The organism is Paenibacillus cellulositrophicus (assembly GCF_009363095.1).
GTDB lineage: Bacteria > Bacillota > Bacilli > Paenibacillales > Paenibacillaceae > Paenibacillus_AQ > Paenibacillus_AQ favisporus.
The window spans coordinates 198599-212609 of sequence record NZ_CP045296.1 but is presented as its reverse complement, the minus strand read 5'-3'; the positions used below and the strand labels follow the sequence as shown (position 1 = coordinate 212609).

General features: G+C 50.4%; 17 protein-coding genes and 1 pseudogene. 2 read left to right on the top strand and 16 right to left on the bottom strand.

Annotated elements, in window-relative coordinates; all coding sequences use genetic code 11:
* Nucleotides 1-37: 37 nt before the first annotated feature.
* From GCU45_RS30765 to GCU45_RS30740, 6 genes are all read right to left on the bottom strand, one after another.
* Nucleotides 38-1174, bottom strand: a complete 1137-nt coding sequence (locus tag GCU45_RS30765; protein WP_152404672.1) for a zinc-dependent alcohol dehydrogenase — start codon at nucleotides 1172-1174, stop codon at nucleotides 38-40.
* A complete protein-coding gene (locus tag GCU45_RS30760; RefSeq protein WP_105443329.1) occupies nucleotides 1174-1560 on the bottom strand; it encodes a spore coat protein in 387 nt (128 codons plus the stop codon). Before GCU45_RS30760 ends, GCU45_RS30765 begins: the two co-directional genes overlap by 1 nt.
* Before the next feature lie 15 nt (nucleotides 1561-1575).
* Nucleotides 1576-1821 (bottom strand): spore gernimation protein GerQ, encoded by a 246-nt coding sequence (locus GCU45_RS30755; protein ID WP_105443330.1) that lies wholly within the window; start codon nucleotides 1819-1821, stop codon nucleotides 1576-1578.
* Between the two features lie 190 nt (nucleotides 1822-2011).
* Complete coding sequence (locus GCU45_RS30750; RefSeq protein WP_152403700.1) at nucleotides 2012-2989, bottom strand: aminoglycoside phosphotransferase family protein; 978 nt, start codon at nucleotides 2987-2989, stop codon at nucleotides 2012-2014.
* A 195-nt stretch (nucleotides 2990-3184) separates the two neighbouring features.
* Nucleotides 3185-4051 (bottom strand): class I SAM-dependent methyltransferase, encoded by an 867-nt coding sequence (locus GCU45_RS30745; RefSeq protein WP_145157052.1) that lies wholly within the window; start codon nucleotides 4049-4051, stop codon nucleotides 3185-3187.
* A gap of 240 nt (nucleotides 4052-4291) precedes the next feature.
* The gene (locus GCU45_RS30740; RefSeq protein ID WP_145946256.1) at nucleotides 4292-4576 is read right to left on the bottom strand and encodes a hypothetical protein; all 285 of its coding nucleotides are present in this window, start codon (nucleotides 4574-4576) and stop codon (nucleotides 4292-4294) included.
* Nucleotides 4577-4814: 238 nt separating this feature from the next.
* Here GCU45_RS30740 and GCU45_RS30735 point away from each other — a divergent pair, with 238 nt between their 5' ends.
* Nucleotides 4815-6401, top strand: coding sequence for an ATP-binding protein (locus tag GCU45_RS30735; protein ID WP_152403698.1), 1587 nt, complete (start codon nucleotides 4815-4817; stop codon nucleotides 6399-6401).
* A 125-nt stretch (nucleotides 6402-6526) separates the two neighbouring features.
* On the opposite strand, the pseudogene GCU45_RS30730 reads toward GCU45_RS30735, so the two are convergent.
* Nucleotides 6527-6763 (bottom strand): annotated as a pseudogene (locus GCU45_RS30730) (carbohydrate ABC transporter permease); the annotation flags it as partial.
* A gap of 56 nt (nucleotides 6764-6819) precedes the next feature.
* Between GCU45_RS30730 and GCU45_RS30725 the strand changes: the two are divergent.
* The gene (locus GCU45_RS30725) at nucleotides 6820-7425 is read left to right on the top strand and encodes a hypothetical protein (protein WP_152404670.1); all 606 of its coding nucleotides are present in this window, start codon (nucleotides 6820-6822) and stop codon (nucleotides 7423-7425) included.
* 178 nt (nucleotides 7426-7603) lie between these two features.
* Here GCU45_RS30725 and GCU45_RS30720 read toward each other — a convergent pair whose 3' ends face one another.
* From GCU45_RS30720 to GCU45_RS30680, 9 genes are all read right to left on the bottom strand, one after another.
* Nucleotides 7604-8350, bottom strand: coding sequence for an SDR family oxidoreductase (locus GCU45_RS30720; protein ID WP_076167091.1), 747 nt, complete (start codon nucleotides 8348-8350; stop codon nucleotides 7604-7606).
* A 25-nt stretch (nucleotides 8351-8375) separates the two neighbouring features.
* Nucleotides 8376-8705, bottom strand: a complete 330-nt coding sequence (locus GCU45_RS30715) for an antibiotic biosynthesis monooxygenase family protein (RefSeq protein WP_152403696.1) — start codon at nucleotides 8703-8705, stop codon at nucleotides 8376-8378.
* Between the two features lie 114 nt (nucleotides 8706-8819).
* On the bottom strand, nucleotides 8820-9527 hold the full coding sequence (locus GCU45_RS30710) for a Crp/Fnr family transcriptional regulator (protein WP_152403694.1): 708 nt from the start codon (nucleotides 9525-9527) through the stop codon (nucleotides 8820-8822).
* Nucleotides 9528-9747: 220 nt separating this feature from the next.
* The gene (locus tag GCU45_RS30705) at nucleotides 9748-10599 is read right to left on the bottom strand and encodes an MBL fold metallo-hydrolase (RefSeq protein WP_152403693.1); all 852 of its coding nucleotides are present in this window, start codon (nucleotides 10597-10599) and stop codon (nucleotides 9748-9750) included.
* A 118-nt stretch (nucleotides 10600-10717) separates the two neighbouring features.
* Entirely contained in the window at nucleotides 10718-11464 is a 747-nt protein-coding gene (locus GCU45_RS30700) for a WecB/TagA/CpsF family glycosyltransferase (protein WP_152403691.1), read from the bottom strand.
* Nucleotides 11461-11991 (bottom strand): GNAT family N-acetyltransferase, encoded by a 531-nt coding sequence (locus GCU45_RS30695; protein ID WP_152403690.1) that lies wholly within the window; start codon nucleotides 11989-11991, stop codon nucleotides 11461-11463. The genes GCU45_RS30700 and GCU45_RS30695 overlap by 4 nt, the downstream gene beginning before the upstream one ends.
* 48 nt (nucleotides 11992-12039) lie before the next feature.
* Nucleotides 12040-12657 (bottom strand): cyclase family protein, encoded by a 618-nt coding sequence (locus GCU45_RS30690; RefSeq protein ID WP_152403688.1) that lies wholly within the window; start codon nucleotides 12655-12657, stop codon nucleotides 12040-12042.
* 51 nt (nucleotides 12658-12708) lie between these two features.
* A complete protein-coding gene (locus GCU45_RS30685) occupies nucleotides 12709-13083 on the bottom strand; it encodes a DUF4180 domain-containing protein (protein ID WP_152403686.1) in 375 nt (124 codons plus the stop codon).
* A 59-nt stretch (nucleotides 13084-13142) separates the two neighbouring features.
* Nucleotides 13143-13973, bottom strand: coding sequence for an SDR family NAD(P)-dependent oxidoreductase (locus GCU45_RS30680; protein ID WP_152403684.1), 831 nt, complete (start codon nucleotides 13971-13973; stop codon nucleotides 13143-13145).
* Nucleotides 13974-14011 lie beyond the last annotated feature (38 nt).

Here is a 14011-nt window from a genome sequence, read left to right as displayed (position 1 = left end):
TTATCAAGAACTTCACTCCCTTGTGTTGTCAAGTACTTTACGGCTTTAAAATCACTTTGATGCAGTTGTCCGTCTTCGTATCGAACATTTCGTAACCGCGTTTGGCTTCGCTGAGCGGGATGACATGCGTAATGATGTCGGCCACGTCGACTTTGCCGGACGCCACCAATTCATACATATAAGGCATATAGTGAATGACCGGAGCTTGTCCGGAGCGGATGTTCACATTGCGCTCCATGATGTCCCCTAGCGGGAATCCGTTGTAGCGGCCGCCGTACACGCCTGTAATTTGAATCGTTCCGCCCTTGCGAACGGCCTGGGAGGCGATGACCAAGGCGCTCATGGTGCCTCCTTGCAGCTTTAAGCCGCTCGCCAGAAACTCGAGGTCGCTCATCTTCCCGTCCATGCCCACCGCGTCAATGACCACGTCGGCTCCGCCCTTGGTGATTTCCTTCAGGTATGCACCAACATTGTCGTGCTGCTCGAAATTGACAGTCTCAACATGATTGTTCTTTTTGGCATGCTGCAGCCGGTAATCCACATAGTCGACGGCGATGACCCGCTTCGCCCCTTTGAGCCAGCAGAATTTCTGGGCCAGAAGACCGACCGGACCGCAGCCGAGCACGATGACCGTATCTCCATTCTTTACGCCGGCATTGTCTACGCTCCAATAGGCAGTGGGCATCACATCGGCGATTAGAGCAAGGCTCTCATCCGGCCGCTCGCTGTTTTCCGGAATTTTGAAGTGCGTGAAATTGGCGAATGGAACCCGCAAATACTCGGCCTGCCCACCCGGATAACCGCCGGTCGTTCCCGTGTAGCCGAAATACGCACCCATGTCCCCGTTGTCGTTCGAATTATCACATTGGCTTTCCAGCTGATTTTTGCAAAAAAAGCATTCCCCGCAGGCAATATTAAACGGGATAATGACCCGGTCGCCCTTCTTCAGCTTGGTGACTTCAGGTCCGACCTCCTCCACGATCCCCATCGGCTCATGACCGATGACGTAATCCTCCTGCAGATTGGGAATCATGCCGTGGATCAGGTGCAAATCGGAGCCGCAAATGGCGGTGCTGGTCAGCTTTACGATCATGTCATCCGGTTTTTGAATTTTCGGATCGGGGACGTCCTTGACGACGACATTTTTAACCCCTTGGTACGTAACGGCTTTCATCATGCTCGGCTTTCCTCCATATGCTCATCTGGCGTCCGGTCGAACATCCCTTTGCGCGAAGTATCTGCGGGGAACAGGTTCATCCCGGCAATCATGGCCGTGTTTTTGGCCGACAGCTGGTCCAGCTGGTACTGCTCGTGCAGCTCATACGGGTGAAACCATTTCTTACGGATCATCAGCTCGGTGATTTCCTGATGGAGGGCAATCCCCTGCTTCAGCTGCTTTTTCAGCAGTTCTCTCGCTTCTGTGGATACGGTTTCGGTCAGGGCAACCGCGGTATTACGAACCCCTTCCTTCGCCCGGATCAAAAAGTCCATAGCAAAAGTCATATCGGCCATCTCCGGCATGTTGAGCGAATTGATCGGATCTAAATAATCGTTGTTCATCAGAGTATCACCTTTTCAATTTAGGATGGGGGCAGGCTTGCTTTCCGGAACCGGAGCCTGAAACGGAGCTCGTTCATAAACCGCCTTCAGCTCGTTGATGGCCTGCGTGGACTGTTCAACGTCCTTTTGCATCAGCGCCTTCAGTTCTTTGTCAAAAACCATCCCCTGCATCAGCTTCGATTTGGCGACGCAGAGCGTTTTAAAATTCAGCACTTCATGAAGATCGATCGATTCATGGGGTGCAAGCGGAAAATCCTTCATGTCTGACCTGTACCTCCTTTATTTAACGATGTCTGCAAAGATAGGTTATCCTCCTGTGTACAGCTTGATTCAGTTTCCGCGGCACTCCAAGGATCATAAAATTTGCCTGCCGGGTTGCTCCTCACAAAAAAGAAGCCTCTGATAGAGGCTTCCACAGTTAATCGGTTAATGGAATGGCATCGGCTTACATTTATCCTATTTCAACATATTTCAAGGCGCACTTCAGATGGTGATCCACGATACCCTGGGCGAACTGCCGGTCGGGAAAGCCGCGGTGAAGCAGTTTTAAGCCGCCTCCGATTAAGGAGATATGGTGGTGCAGGCGGTAGAAGGCCATCCGGTCGGGATCCAGATGGTCCTGACGGAAATATCGGTAATGCTCCCCGAACCGAAACTCCAGAAAGCTGTGCTCATGCTCAATGTCGAAATAGGTTACACCTTCAATATCGATCAGATACGGCTCCAGATTCGTATTCACCAAAATGTGGTCCGGTCCAAGCTCGCCATGAATCAGTCCGTAAGATGTCCTTGGACGAATTCGCGATGAACATTCCTGAAGGACGGACATAAGCCCCTCTTGAGCAGCCGCAATCTCAGGCAAATAAGTGGCTGCATACGTGATCTGCCTGAGGGCATTGTCCACCAGCTCCTGCTGGCAGGACTTCCGCGGAGGCTTGGTTTGGCCGGGCCGCCCGTGCACATCTCTCGCGCTATCGTGCATATTGGCTACCATCTCCCCGATCTGCCGAAACAATCGCTGCTGCTCCGCCGTATCCGGGTGTGCAAAATAGTCTTCCGCTTTGCCGCCCCCAATACGTTCGACAAGCGCATAATCAAACGCATACTCCCGACGCTCGAGATTAAGGTTATACAGCTCAGGTGTGGGAATGCCCAATTGGGTTAATACCCGGTTGTTCTCGCCAAACAAGTCGGCTCCATAGGAGCGCATATCATGATCCGAATGTTCGATTTCTTCCCGAAAGTAATTCATGGATAAATCCCAAACGTACAGCATACATGAAAAACCGTTCAGAAAATCGAGCTGATAGACGACCTTCTGTGCCCCTCCATTTAGCCGCGTAATCTGTGAGATCGCGTAACCCGATCCGAATACCTGCTTGGTATAATGCGTTAAATCCGACTCGGAAAGATGAGATGCATTTTCCATACTGTTTCCCCGTTTCTATGATTGGATTGCCGGCATCACCAACTATACCCCAGTCCCCTGCTGAAAATATAGACTGTTTCTTTCGGTTCTGTTATGATGTTGAATAAGGTCTGGTTAAAAATGGTCGTAAGCAAAAAGAGCTGTCCCGGAAGGTCAATGAACCTTGGGAACAGCTCCTTTTTATGTTACACGGACTTATCGGACTACCGTACCGAATGTAATTTTCATGCTCGGCGCATGGGCGAACGCAATCGACGGCGTATTGACCTGCGATAACAGGTCCTCTGCGATATAGAGACGCTCTGCTTCCTCCTGGGTAAGCCCCCGCTCAATCAGCGCTTGAATAAAGTCTTCCTCCTGAGCCGGGCATTCAAACTGCAGGTTGCTGAACAAAGCCCTCGTCTCCTCGGAATCCTGTGCCGGGTCGTAATAGTTCACCTTATCGCTGATTCTGCTCTCGATTCGGCGCAGCCCCAGCTGCGAAAAGTAAACCGGAAGCTTCATGCCGATGTTGGCGTCTTTTCCGGTCCGCAATGCATCCTGTTCATGCAGCTTCTGCAGGGGGCCAAGCGGCATGACTTCCGTAGATAAAACATCATCAAAATAATAGCTCGACATGGAAGCACAGCCGTGAGGCTCGTAACAAATGACCGTTCCTCCGTCCTTCACGCTTTCGGCCATCTTGGCCAGCAGCTGCAGGGGATCGGATCTATGCATAAGCACTGCGTGCGATACGGCGACATCAAAGGCGCTGCCCAGGTCAGCATCCGTCAGCTCCGCCTGAATGAACTCGGCCTTCCAGGGCAGGTGAGCATACAGCTCATTGGCCGACCCAATCTGTCTTGCTCCCGGATCGATCCCCGTATAAGTTGAGCCTTCCGGCAGGTGCGGAAGCATCATCAAGCCCAGCTGCCCGTAACCGCAGCCGAAATCGACGATCCGAACCGGTGTTTCCCATTTCCAAACCGATTTGACCAAAAACGCGATGTAGTCGTCATTATAATAAAGATTCATTCTCCGGCGCAAATACCCCATCTTCTCATCCCAATCATAAGACTCCACTGTTTCACACTCCCCGATTGTTCTGGTCATCCATATTGATACACAGTCAACAATAGTGGATATCCCTGGAAAAGTATAGCTTTAAAGTCGAGTCTGCGGGATATTTTTATAAGGCTTTGTCCGAATGACCATCGGTTAACGGTCGGTAGCCAAAGCAGGTGCTGTAAAGACGCAAAGCCCGGCAACTCAGGATTTATCCTGAAACTGCCGGGCTTTGCATTGTTCATGCTCTTGAATCGTTCACGAAAGATTCAATGCGAGCACCGGCACGCCGATGCCCAGTACCCACAAGAGCGGAATCGAATTCACGATGACCGCCGCTCTCTTCCTCTTCTTGTAGAACACCCATGCCATAATGGCACAGGCAATGGTGACGAGCGGGTAAACGCCGATCACGGACACCAAGGCGATGGCCGCTCCACTGATTCCACTATCAAACCCCATGAACGAAATTCCCCAAATCAGCAGCCAAGGAATAAAACATAACACATAGATGATCTGGCTGATGACAAAATACGTCCGCATGACACTCCCCCTGGTTTGCGTTCGTGCCGGATCCTTCCGGCATCCCTCCACACCGAATTCATCCGGCGGGCTATGAGGTCATTTATACCATAAAATCTGTTTTCTCCATAGGAGAAAAAAAATCATGATCATTTCCAAGGCGACACGGAAATTCGACATTGTTTTCAGGGCCTATCCGATATAATGGCAGTAGATAAGGGCTTACTGAAATTTTACTTTTTTCCCTAGGAGCATAAACATGATCGTAAAACAGACAAGACACGTCTTGATTCCTTCCTTAACTACATTTATCATGTTATCTTCCATTCTGTTGGGCAAAGCCGACAGCATCTTTCTGCTATTTCTCTCCGGAGCGATGCTGACGGGGGTGATGATTTTTTTCGCCGAGTCCAGCAGCCGTTCCTTGCTTCTTCAATCCGTAAGCCTCGCCTTCTTCCATTGGAGTTCCCAGCTCAATTGGACGCAAATCATTTACTTTATATTAATTATTATGGAAACCCGAAATACGAGAAACTTGAAGTATACGCTGTCGCTGGCATTTACTTATTCCATGTTGTATACCGTCATCCGGCTAAGCTACCTCCCCTGGGACCGTTACAATCTATTGGTTTCGGTCTACGATCTGATTAGTCTGGTATTAATCGTCCTTGGAATGCGTTATCTCGTCACAACCGAGATTGAAAGAAAGCGGCTTTTGAGGCGAAACCAGTTTCTCGCATCACATGATCCGCTGACCGGTTTTTTGAACTACGACGGTTATGTCAGTGCCGTCAACGAATTGGTTGAAACGAAAAAATCGCCGTTTGTACTGATCCTGCTGGATTTTCAGGACTTTAAAAGCCTAAACAAGGAAAGCATCCGCGGCGGCAACGAAATTTTGACGAGAATATCGCTCATCATCCGGACTTACTTCCCGAGCGCCTTCGCCATTTCCCGTTATGCCGGGGACCGGTTTGCCATGGTGATCCCGGATACCGATGGGTCGCTTGGACAAGCCCAGGATATTCTTGAATCGGGCAAGCTCGGCTATGAGGTGACATACAGCACGGCCCGGTTTCCCCGGGAAAGCACAACCTCGCATGATATTATCATGCTGGCCGAAGACCGGCTGTTTCAGAAAAAGAGAATGCTGTGGCTGAAGCGGGAGGAAGAAATGTTCCGAAGCGAAAAGCTGAAAATCGTCGGCGAGCTTGCTGCGGGTATGGCTCATGAAATCCGGAATCCGCTCACAACGCTGAAGGGCTTCATCCACCTGTCCAAATCGCAGTCGTACAATATCGGACCATGGGTCGATATCATCACCAACGAGATCACGCGTATGAACGAGCTGACGGCGGAGTTTCTGCAGTTTTCCAAGCCCCATCTTGGCAACATCCGGCCCGAGCCCATCTCGCATTGCGTGGAAAGAGCGAGAAATTTAACCGAGTCGCAGGTGACTTCCAGAGGGCACAGCATCAGCATGGAGAATGTCAGCGATTCCGTCATGGTTGAAATGGAGCGGGATAAAATCGTACAAGTGCTGATAAATCTGGTGCGCAATGCCATCGAGGCGATGGAACAGCCGGGTCATATCCATATTCAGGTGCAGCAAACGAATTCGATGGTAACCATTGACGTGTCCGATACGGGAAAGGGGATTCCCGAAGACCTGCTCCCGAAAATCTTCGATCCGTTCTATACGACCAAGGAAGAAGGAACCGGCCTCGGCCTATCCATCTGCCATAAAATCATCCAGGACCACAACGGTACGCTCACCGTCAAAAGCATGGAATCCGAAGGATCCGTCTTCACGATTACGTTGCCGGTATTGACGGAAGAAGCTTAATCGTCGATCCCTGCCATCGAAACGATTCTAAAGGTCCGATCATTATGATGATTCGATGATACAAAAGCCGCCGGGCACAGCTGCCCGGCGGCATTATTCATTCGTGCCGGCATGAACCCGCTCCGCTAACCTTTGACCGAGCCGATCATGACGCCTTTTTCGAAGTACTTCTGTATAAACGGATACACGATAAGAATCGGCAGTGTGGATACGATGATCACCGCATATTTGACCTGATCAGCATACTGCTGCGCATACCCTCCGGCAGCTCCGCCGGAGCCTGGTCCGGATGAAAACACCTGGTTGGATAGCAGGATGTCCCTCAGCACAATTTGCAGCGGCTGGAGCGAATTGCTGCTGACCGTTTTCCAACATTTAGCACATTGGGGTACAATAGAATATATGAGGAGGAATGATGATGAAACGGATGCCTTTCACACGACCCACCGAGCATTACGATGAACGCCTGCTCCCTATCGACAGACAAATCTGCCAGCTGCTGCAGCAGCGCAAAGAGATTTCGGAAGGAAATCCGGGCTATCCGCCTTTCGCTTACATTGACCAATGGGCGGCCGAAACGGGGCTTTATGAGGACTTTCTAAAATATATCTTTGGTGCCATCCGATCCGACGAGTTTTTCAAACCGATCGTCGAACCCGCCGGTTTCATCAAGCATGTTCCGGTGCTAGTTTCACAAGAGCATAAGGGGTACTTCTTTACACTCACTTCGGTTCGGCAATACGCCAATGCGAGCGTCGTGACGCTGTATGTGGACTGGGATGTGACGATCCCGGAACGAAATTCGACCGAAATATCCAACTTCGTGTTGGATATGGGAGAGCCCTATGAATGCCGGATGGACACGGGAGGAAGCTGCTCTGGCAACGCAACTTATAATTACGTGGTATCCCCGTCACTGCCGGACAAGCTCTCCGGTCTCGAATTCGTGTTCAGGGAGGAAATCGGATCCCCCTTCGGCGGCGAGCCGACCGGGAAGGAAGTTCGATTCCGCATAGAGGAATAATCAGTCTGGTAAATGACAGGTTGTCAAATTAAGTGCGACAGCTCGTCCACGAATGCTTCGCCCAATCCGTCGCAGTATGAAAATCAGGCAGAGAGCCTATATAGACTCCTCTGCCTGATTTGATACATGGGCTTATTAGGAATTGCTTAAATGACAACCCATCCCTTCTGATTCAAGGTCAAACTTGAGCCATACCGCCATCTACGAACAATTCGATGCCGTTCACATAACTGCTTTCCTCCGACGCCAGAAACATCACCGCGCTGGCAATCTCCTCCGTCTTGCCCAAGCGGCTTAGCGGAACGACATTCTTCGCCGAATCAAGAACTTGATTTAGCGCTTCGCCAAAAAGATCATTATACGCTGGCGTGTGGACCGTGCCAGGACTCACTACATTAAGTCGTATCCCTGTGCCTTTCAAATCCATTATCCAGCTCCTGGCCATCTGACGGAGAGCCGCCTTGGTACCTCCGTAGACACTAAACGCTGCTTCGCCGATCGTACCCGCCGTCGAGCCGGTTAAGATGATGTTTCCTGTCATATTTGGAAACAGCGGCAAAGCCTTTTGGATGGTGAACAAAGTACCCTTTACGTTCACGTTGAAGGTTGTGTCGTACTGCTCTTCCGTAATCTGACCCAAGGGCAGAAAGCTGCCAAGTCCAGCGTTTGCGAATAGAATATCCAGATGTCCTTTCTCCTGCTTTACCGTATCGTACAGTTTGTCTAGGTCCTTCAAATTAGAAATATCACCTTGAACGCCGGTAACCCGGTCACCGATCAATTTTACTGCCGCGTCCAGCTCGCTTTGCCTACGGCCGGTAATGAATACGTAGGCCCCTTCCGAAACGAATCGTTGTGCCGTTGTAAGTCCGATACCGCTTGTTCCTCCGGTAACAACGACTACCTTTCCTTCAAATTTCCCCATATCTATATGCCTCCCATCAACGTCATCATGCATTCGTTATATGACTTCCCCATTCGCCTTTTGGCTGCAACCAGCTGACGCTTCTATCCACAATGAAATCGCCCAGTGTTCGTTCGTAATCCTTGCGGTATGGTTTAATAAACTCTTCCGCAAGCCAGCTATCTCTCGTGCCTTGCCATGTTTCATAAATAATCAAGTCATCCGGCTGATCCAGATCGTCCGAAACAATGGCGCTAATGAATGCCTTCTCGGATGACATCTCCTCAATAAGGGAAGACAGCTCCCTGCGGAATTCTTCTTTTTTCCCTGGTTTAACTTTGAATCGAATATTCAATTGGACTTGTTGATTGGACATGCTGACTCCTCCTATAAGCTTCATATTTTGCAGTAATTCCGTTACGGCATTTATCATAACGCTAGATGAAAAATTCGACAGTAATTTAGATTACGAAGTTTTTCGGGTCATGAATCAAGCCAGTTCTTTCATAGCTTTTTCGATATGAATCATGACCATTCTGCGGCTGGTCACGATAATACCTTCATTGGATAGTTCCTGTAAGGTAAGCGATACCGCTTCTCTTGTGGCACCGATCATATTGGCCAATTCTTGATGAGTCAGGGGAATATCGATTTTTCGGTATCCATTTTCTTCTATGCCGAACTTTTTAGACAATCGGTTGAGAAAGTAAAGCACTTTACCACGCAGATCTCTAAAAACCAATTTTTCCACCAATTCATCCTGATCCCGTAGGCGTTTGCTTATTTCCGATAAAAATCGCAAAGACAATTCAGAATACTTGCGTAAAAGCGGTTCGAATTGTTCAGTCGGAATCGAAAAAACAATCGAGTCTTCCATCGTCTCCACATAAGTTCCTCTATTGCCCAATGAGAACGTTTCAACCTCGCCAAACATGCCGCCTTCGCTGAGGATGCAGACTGTATGTTGTTTGCCGGCCGAATTGGTTTTGTATAAGCGTAGTTTACCGGCGATTACGAAAAATAAGCCATTCCTTTCATCATCGGGCGTCTGAAGAATATAGTTTTTTGGAAGCTTATACGTATTGGATCTGGTTACCAATTGTTCGATTTCACGCATAATTTCTGCCGGAAGCGATTCAAATATCTTGATTTGTGGCAAAAATGAAGTTATGTTTTCCATCGCCTCATCATGTAACATTGTGACCCCTCCTGTCATTGCTGCAAGCGGCTACCGCTCCACTCGCCGCGATAATCGTTCCTCATGTAACACCGATAACGGAGTGTTACACTCATCATAAACCACCATAGTTTCCCCTTCTGTAATGCAGATTACAAAAAAACAAACCACCTTCAAATGAAGGCGGTTTGCGGCTGCTCTAATCCATACCTTTTGACGTTATCGAATGGTCACCTTCAGTCTATGACTTCAAAGCGCTCAGTGCCGCATCCGTCACGTGGATAAATCTTTCGCCACGTGCGATTACATGAATACGCATTTCAGGAAAGTGGTCATATACATAGTCCACGAAATATCCCGGATGCTCAGCGTTCCCCGCAAAAATGTCATAATGCATCGGGATCGTCATCCCGATCCCGACGGTCTTCGCCAGCTCGGCTGCTTCCCGGTAGTCCATATTGCCGATAATGCCGCGGCTGTTCCGGAATGCGTCGCGGCCATTAATCGGGAGAAGCCCGAGGTCGATCGACTCACCCTGAAGCCGTTCAGTCAATCCTTCATAAATGACCGTATCTCCGGAATGGTATACCGTAACGCCGTTCAGTTTGATCAGATAGCCGACGTAACGATGATAACCCTGCTCATCCGTTTCCAGCTCTTCATGTGCGGCCGCGATGGGGCGTATGATCACTTTATCGCCGTAATCCTGCTCCGTATCGGCGATCACGAAGCGCTCTGGGGCTACGCCCTGCCTCAATATGTCCTTACGGCAGAATGCCGGTGCCATATACACGGTCTGCAGGTTAGCCTTGGACATGGCCGCAATCGCCTCCAGGTCCATATGGTCCGAATGCTCATGGGTGATCAGGCAGTAATCCGCATTCGTAATATGCTCCGGTCCGATCGGTGCCGGGTAGGTACGATCCGGGTTATGGCTGACATACGGATCGATGTAAATGACCGTATCCCCTCCCTTAATGATAAAGCTGGCTTGTCCAAGCGGCCATACCGCGACCATGCCGTACGGCACGAAGGTTTCCTCGATTTCCTGAATCAGGAGCTGGCCTTGCTTCTGTGGCTGTGACTGGCTCATGCCTTCCTCTCCCTTCCGTTACTTTTCCAGGTATATTTATCATTACATGGAGATCCCAAGTAAGCAGCGGATCTCGCTCACCTTATCCAGGTATCTTTTAACCACCCGCTCACAAGGGCTAAACGCTTCTGGATCTCTCTCTAAAAAATACCGCTTTCACCGCAAACCGGGGTAAAATCAGCTGTCTGCGCCATCTCGACGGCTGGGAAATCAGCCGGTACAGCCACTCGAGATTTAGACGCTGCCAAGCTGCCGGCGCCCGCTTCACTTTACCGCCTATGATATCCAGGCTGCCGCCGACACCGATGGCAATTTTCGCCTGCAGCTTGTCCTTATGGCTATGTATCCACTTTTCTGCCCGGGGTGCGCCCAGAGCCACGATCAGAAAGTCCGGCGCGGCATCAGCAATCTCCTGTACGATTCGCGGCTCATCTTCCGGCGCAAAAAAACCGTGATGTCTGCCGCGTATGGCGACGCCCGGGTACTGCTGGCCAATGTTGATGACAGCCTGCCTGCTCGTTTCCTCATCTGCGCCCAGAAAGTAAAACGACCATCCCTTCCGGTCGCCCTCCTCAAGCAGCTTAAACAGCAGATCGCAGCCGGTTACCCGCTCCGGCAGGCTGCCGCCCCGCAACCGGGAGACCATGACGATGCCGATGCCATCCGCAGTGACCAATCCCGCCTCATCGACAATTCGGCGCAGCTGTGCATCCTTTTGGCAGGACATCACGATCTCCGGATTGCCGGTAACGACGTGAAACAGCCGCTGCTCCTTTTGGTCAATCACGTCTTGAAGAAGCTCTACGCTCTGCTCCATCGTCAATTTCGGGAAAGGGATCCCCATAATGGGCACCTGTTGATTCATCTTTCGACCACCTCTTCTGTATCGGAGTAAACGGAATATACAAGCACATCTTTGTTCCATTTGACGATTTGTTTTTCCAGCGTCATTCCGATCCGTTCGGCCACCCGAGTGGATGGTTTATTGCTGGCATCGGGAAGCGAAACGATTTTGCGAAGCTTCATCTGCTCAAATCCGTAGTGCTTGCAAGCCATTGCTGCCTCAGTGGCATAACCGTTCCCCCATACGCGCCTTGCGAACAGGTAGCCAATCTCCATTTCGCGAACCCCTTCCACAATCTGTGGAACGATGCCACACTGTCCCAGAAAATCACCGTTGATCCGGTTCTCCACGATCCATAAGCCGACACCGCAGTCCTCATAATTTCGCAGGTTCCATTCAATCCATTCCAGCGTTTCTTGGTTGTCTTTGGTGGAGGGATAGTACTTCATTGCGACGGGGTCGGCAAAAATTTGCTGCAGCAAAGGGACATCCTCCCGTCCCATGTGCCTCAGGATCAACCGGTCAGTACTCAGCACGACATCCTTCATCCAGGATCATCCCCTTATCTTTTTTATAACGCATTATTTACAACACACTTACTCTGTACTGCGTGCAATAATGCGGGCCGGTGACGAATCCGCCCGGATGAGTAAAGGCAGTGCCGTTATCTCAAAATCGGTCAAAGATAGCAGCCGATCAGTGTTGGTCAGATTTTCGGCAATAAATATCCCATGTCCAAATAAATATTTATGAATATCAAAAGGGTACTTATCCGGCGACGGCATATCCAGACAGACCATCTTCGCCTGCTTGCGTACCAGCAGCTCGGCAAACGTTTGGGTCAAAACGGGATAGTCCGTAAAGTATTCCGGCTGTCCCCACAGCTTGCCATGGCCCGTATGCAGCACCACGATTTGTCCCATTCCAATCTTCTCTTCATACACAGACTTATATTCAACCGACGATTCGTGTGAGACATCCAGAATGCACCCGTTTCCAATAAAGCGGTCCAATTGAAATTCGTAAAGATACCGGTCGGAATCCGTCAAATGCATCGGTCCGTCGATATGCGTGCCGGCGTGCATATTGATGGACAGTTGGTGGTTGGTATACGAATCGCTTATCAAATGTCTCGTCTGGGCAAGCACAGTTTCCTGATCCCCCGGGAAAACAGGCATTCCATCATGGATCAGCCTGGTCAGATCAATCATCATCGGATTCACCAACTCCTTGTTCCTTGCTTTTGGCCTCATTTCTCCAGGCTTTTAAGGTACCCGATGAAGGGAGGCCAGCGCCTCTTCCCGGTCCTTCATAAAGAACACATCTTCCCCCTGATTGCATTCGTAGATGAAATCACGCAGGCTTTTGCTGGAATAAGCTTCAAAATCACCAACAATGGCAATTTTAAAATGATAGTTCCGATATTTTTGCAGGATTTCCCCTGCCAGCCCGGTTTTCAGCTCAAAAAACGCTTCAGGCAAATTCGACTGATTCAGCAGCAGCTTATGGCATGGCCCCGATGGATCCCACCCAATGCCAGCCATCAGATCCAGAGCCGTCTGGACGTCGGCAATAACGGCATGAGGGTCGTCAAGAACCGCTACCTTCGAGCCGTCTTGTTCATGTATCGTATAGTTCATACTTTTTTGCCTCCTTTCCGCTATATTACCTTGTCTGAGAAGTCTGTTCCAGTCTTTTCCTACGTCTGGTCCGGCTGAACCGCTGCTTGGCGGGCAACGCGGCACACGAGTCGCATCAGTTTGCGGTGGAGCTGCGGAAACAAGGTGAATACGACATCCATGGTGCGGCGCAGCGGCATCGGGCAAACCACAGGCTCGTTCTTGTGAACGCACTTTATCGCAATTCGGGCGAACTGCTCGGGGCTCATCATTTTCTGTTTCTGCATCTGCTTCAGGACGAGTTCTTGATCCAAATGGATCGCTTCGCCCGTCCGGTGGATCGGAGTATCCACGAAGGCGGGGCATAGAGCGCTGACATGAACGCCAAACGCTTCCGCTTCATAGTGAAGGGATGTGGTCAGTCCGACCACAGCATGTTTGGTCGCAGCATACGCGGCGGCGGTTGGCGATGGCCCCAGTCCGGTCGCGGACGCAGTATTCGCAATACAGCCGAAGCCCTGCTGCTTCATAACCCGATAGGCTGCCTGTGTTCCATGGATGACGCCCCACAAGTTGACCTGAATGATCCGATTCCAATGATCAAATGTCATGTGGTACAGCTCCCCGTAAATGCTGATGCCCGCATTGTTGAACATATAGTCGAGCCGCCCGAACTCCTCATACACACTCTCGATCAGCCCTTCCACCTGGTAGGCGTCCGTCACGTCCAGGTGGACGTAACGCCCTCCCCCACCTGCAGCGGTAATTCTTCGGACCGTCTCCTCGCCGCCTGCTCGGTCCACATCGGCTGCCACAACGAAAATACGCTCCCCTGCCAACGCTTCGCAAATGGCCCGGCCAATTCCCGAAGCCCCTCCTGTGACGATTGCCACTTTACCCCATTCTTCCATACCCTTGACTCCTCCTCATCATTTTAACATTAGAACAA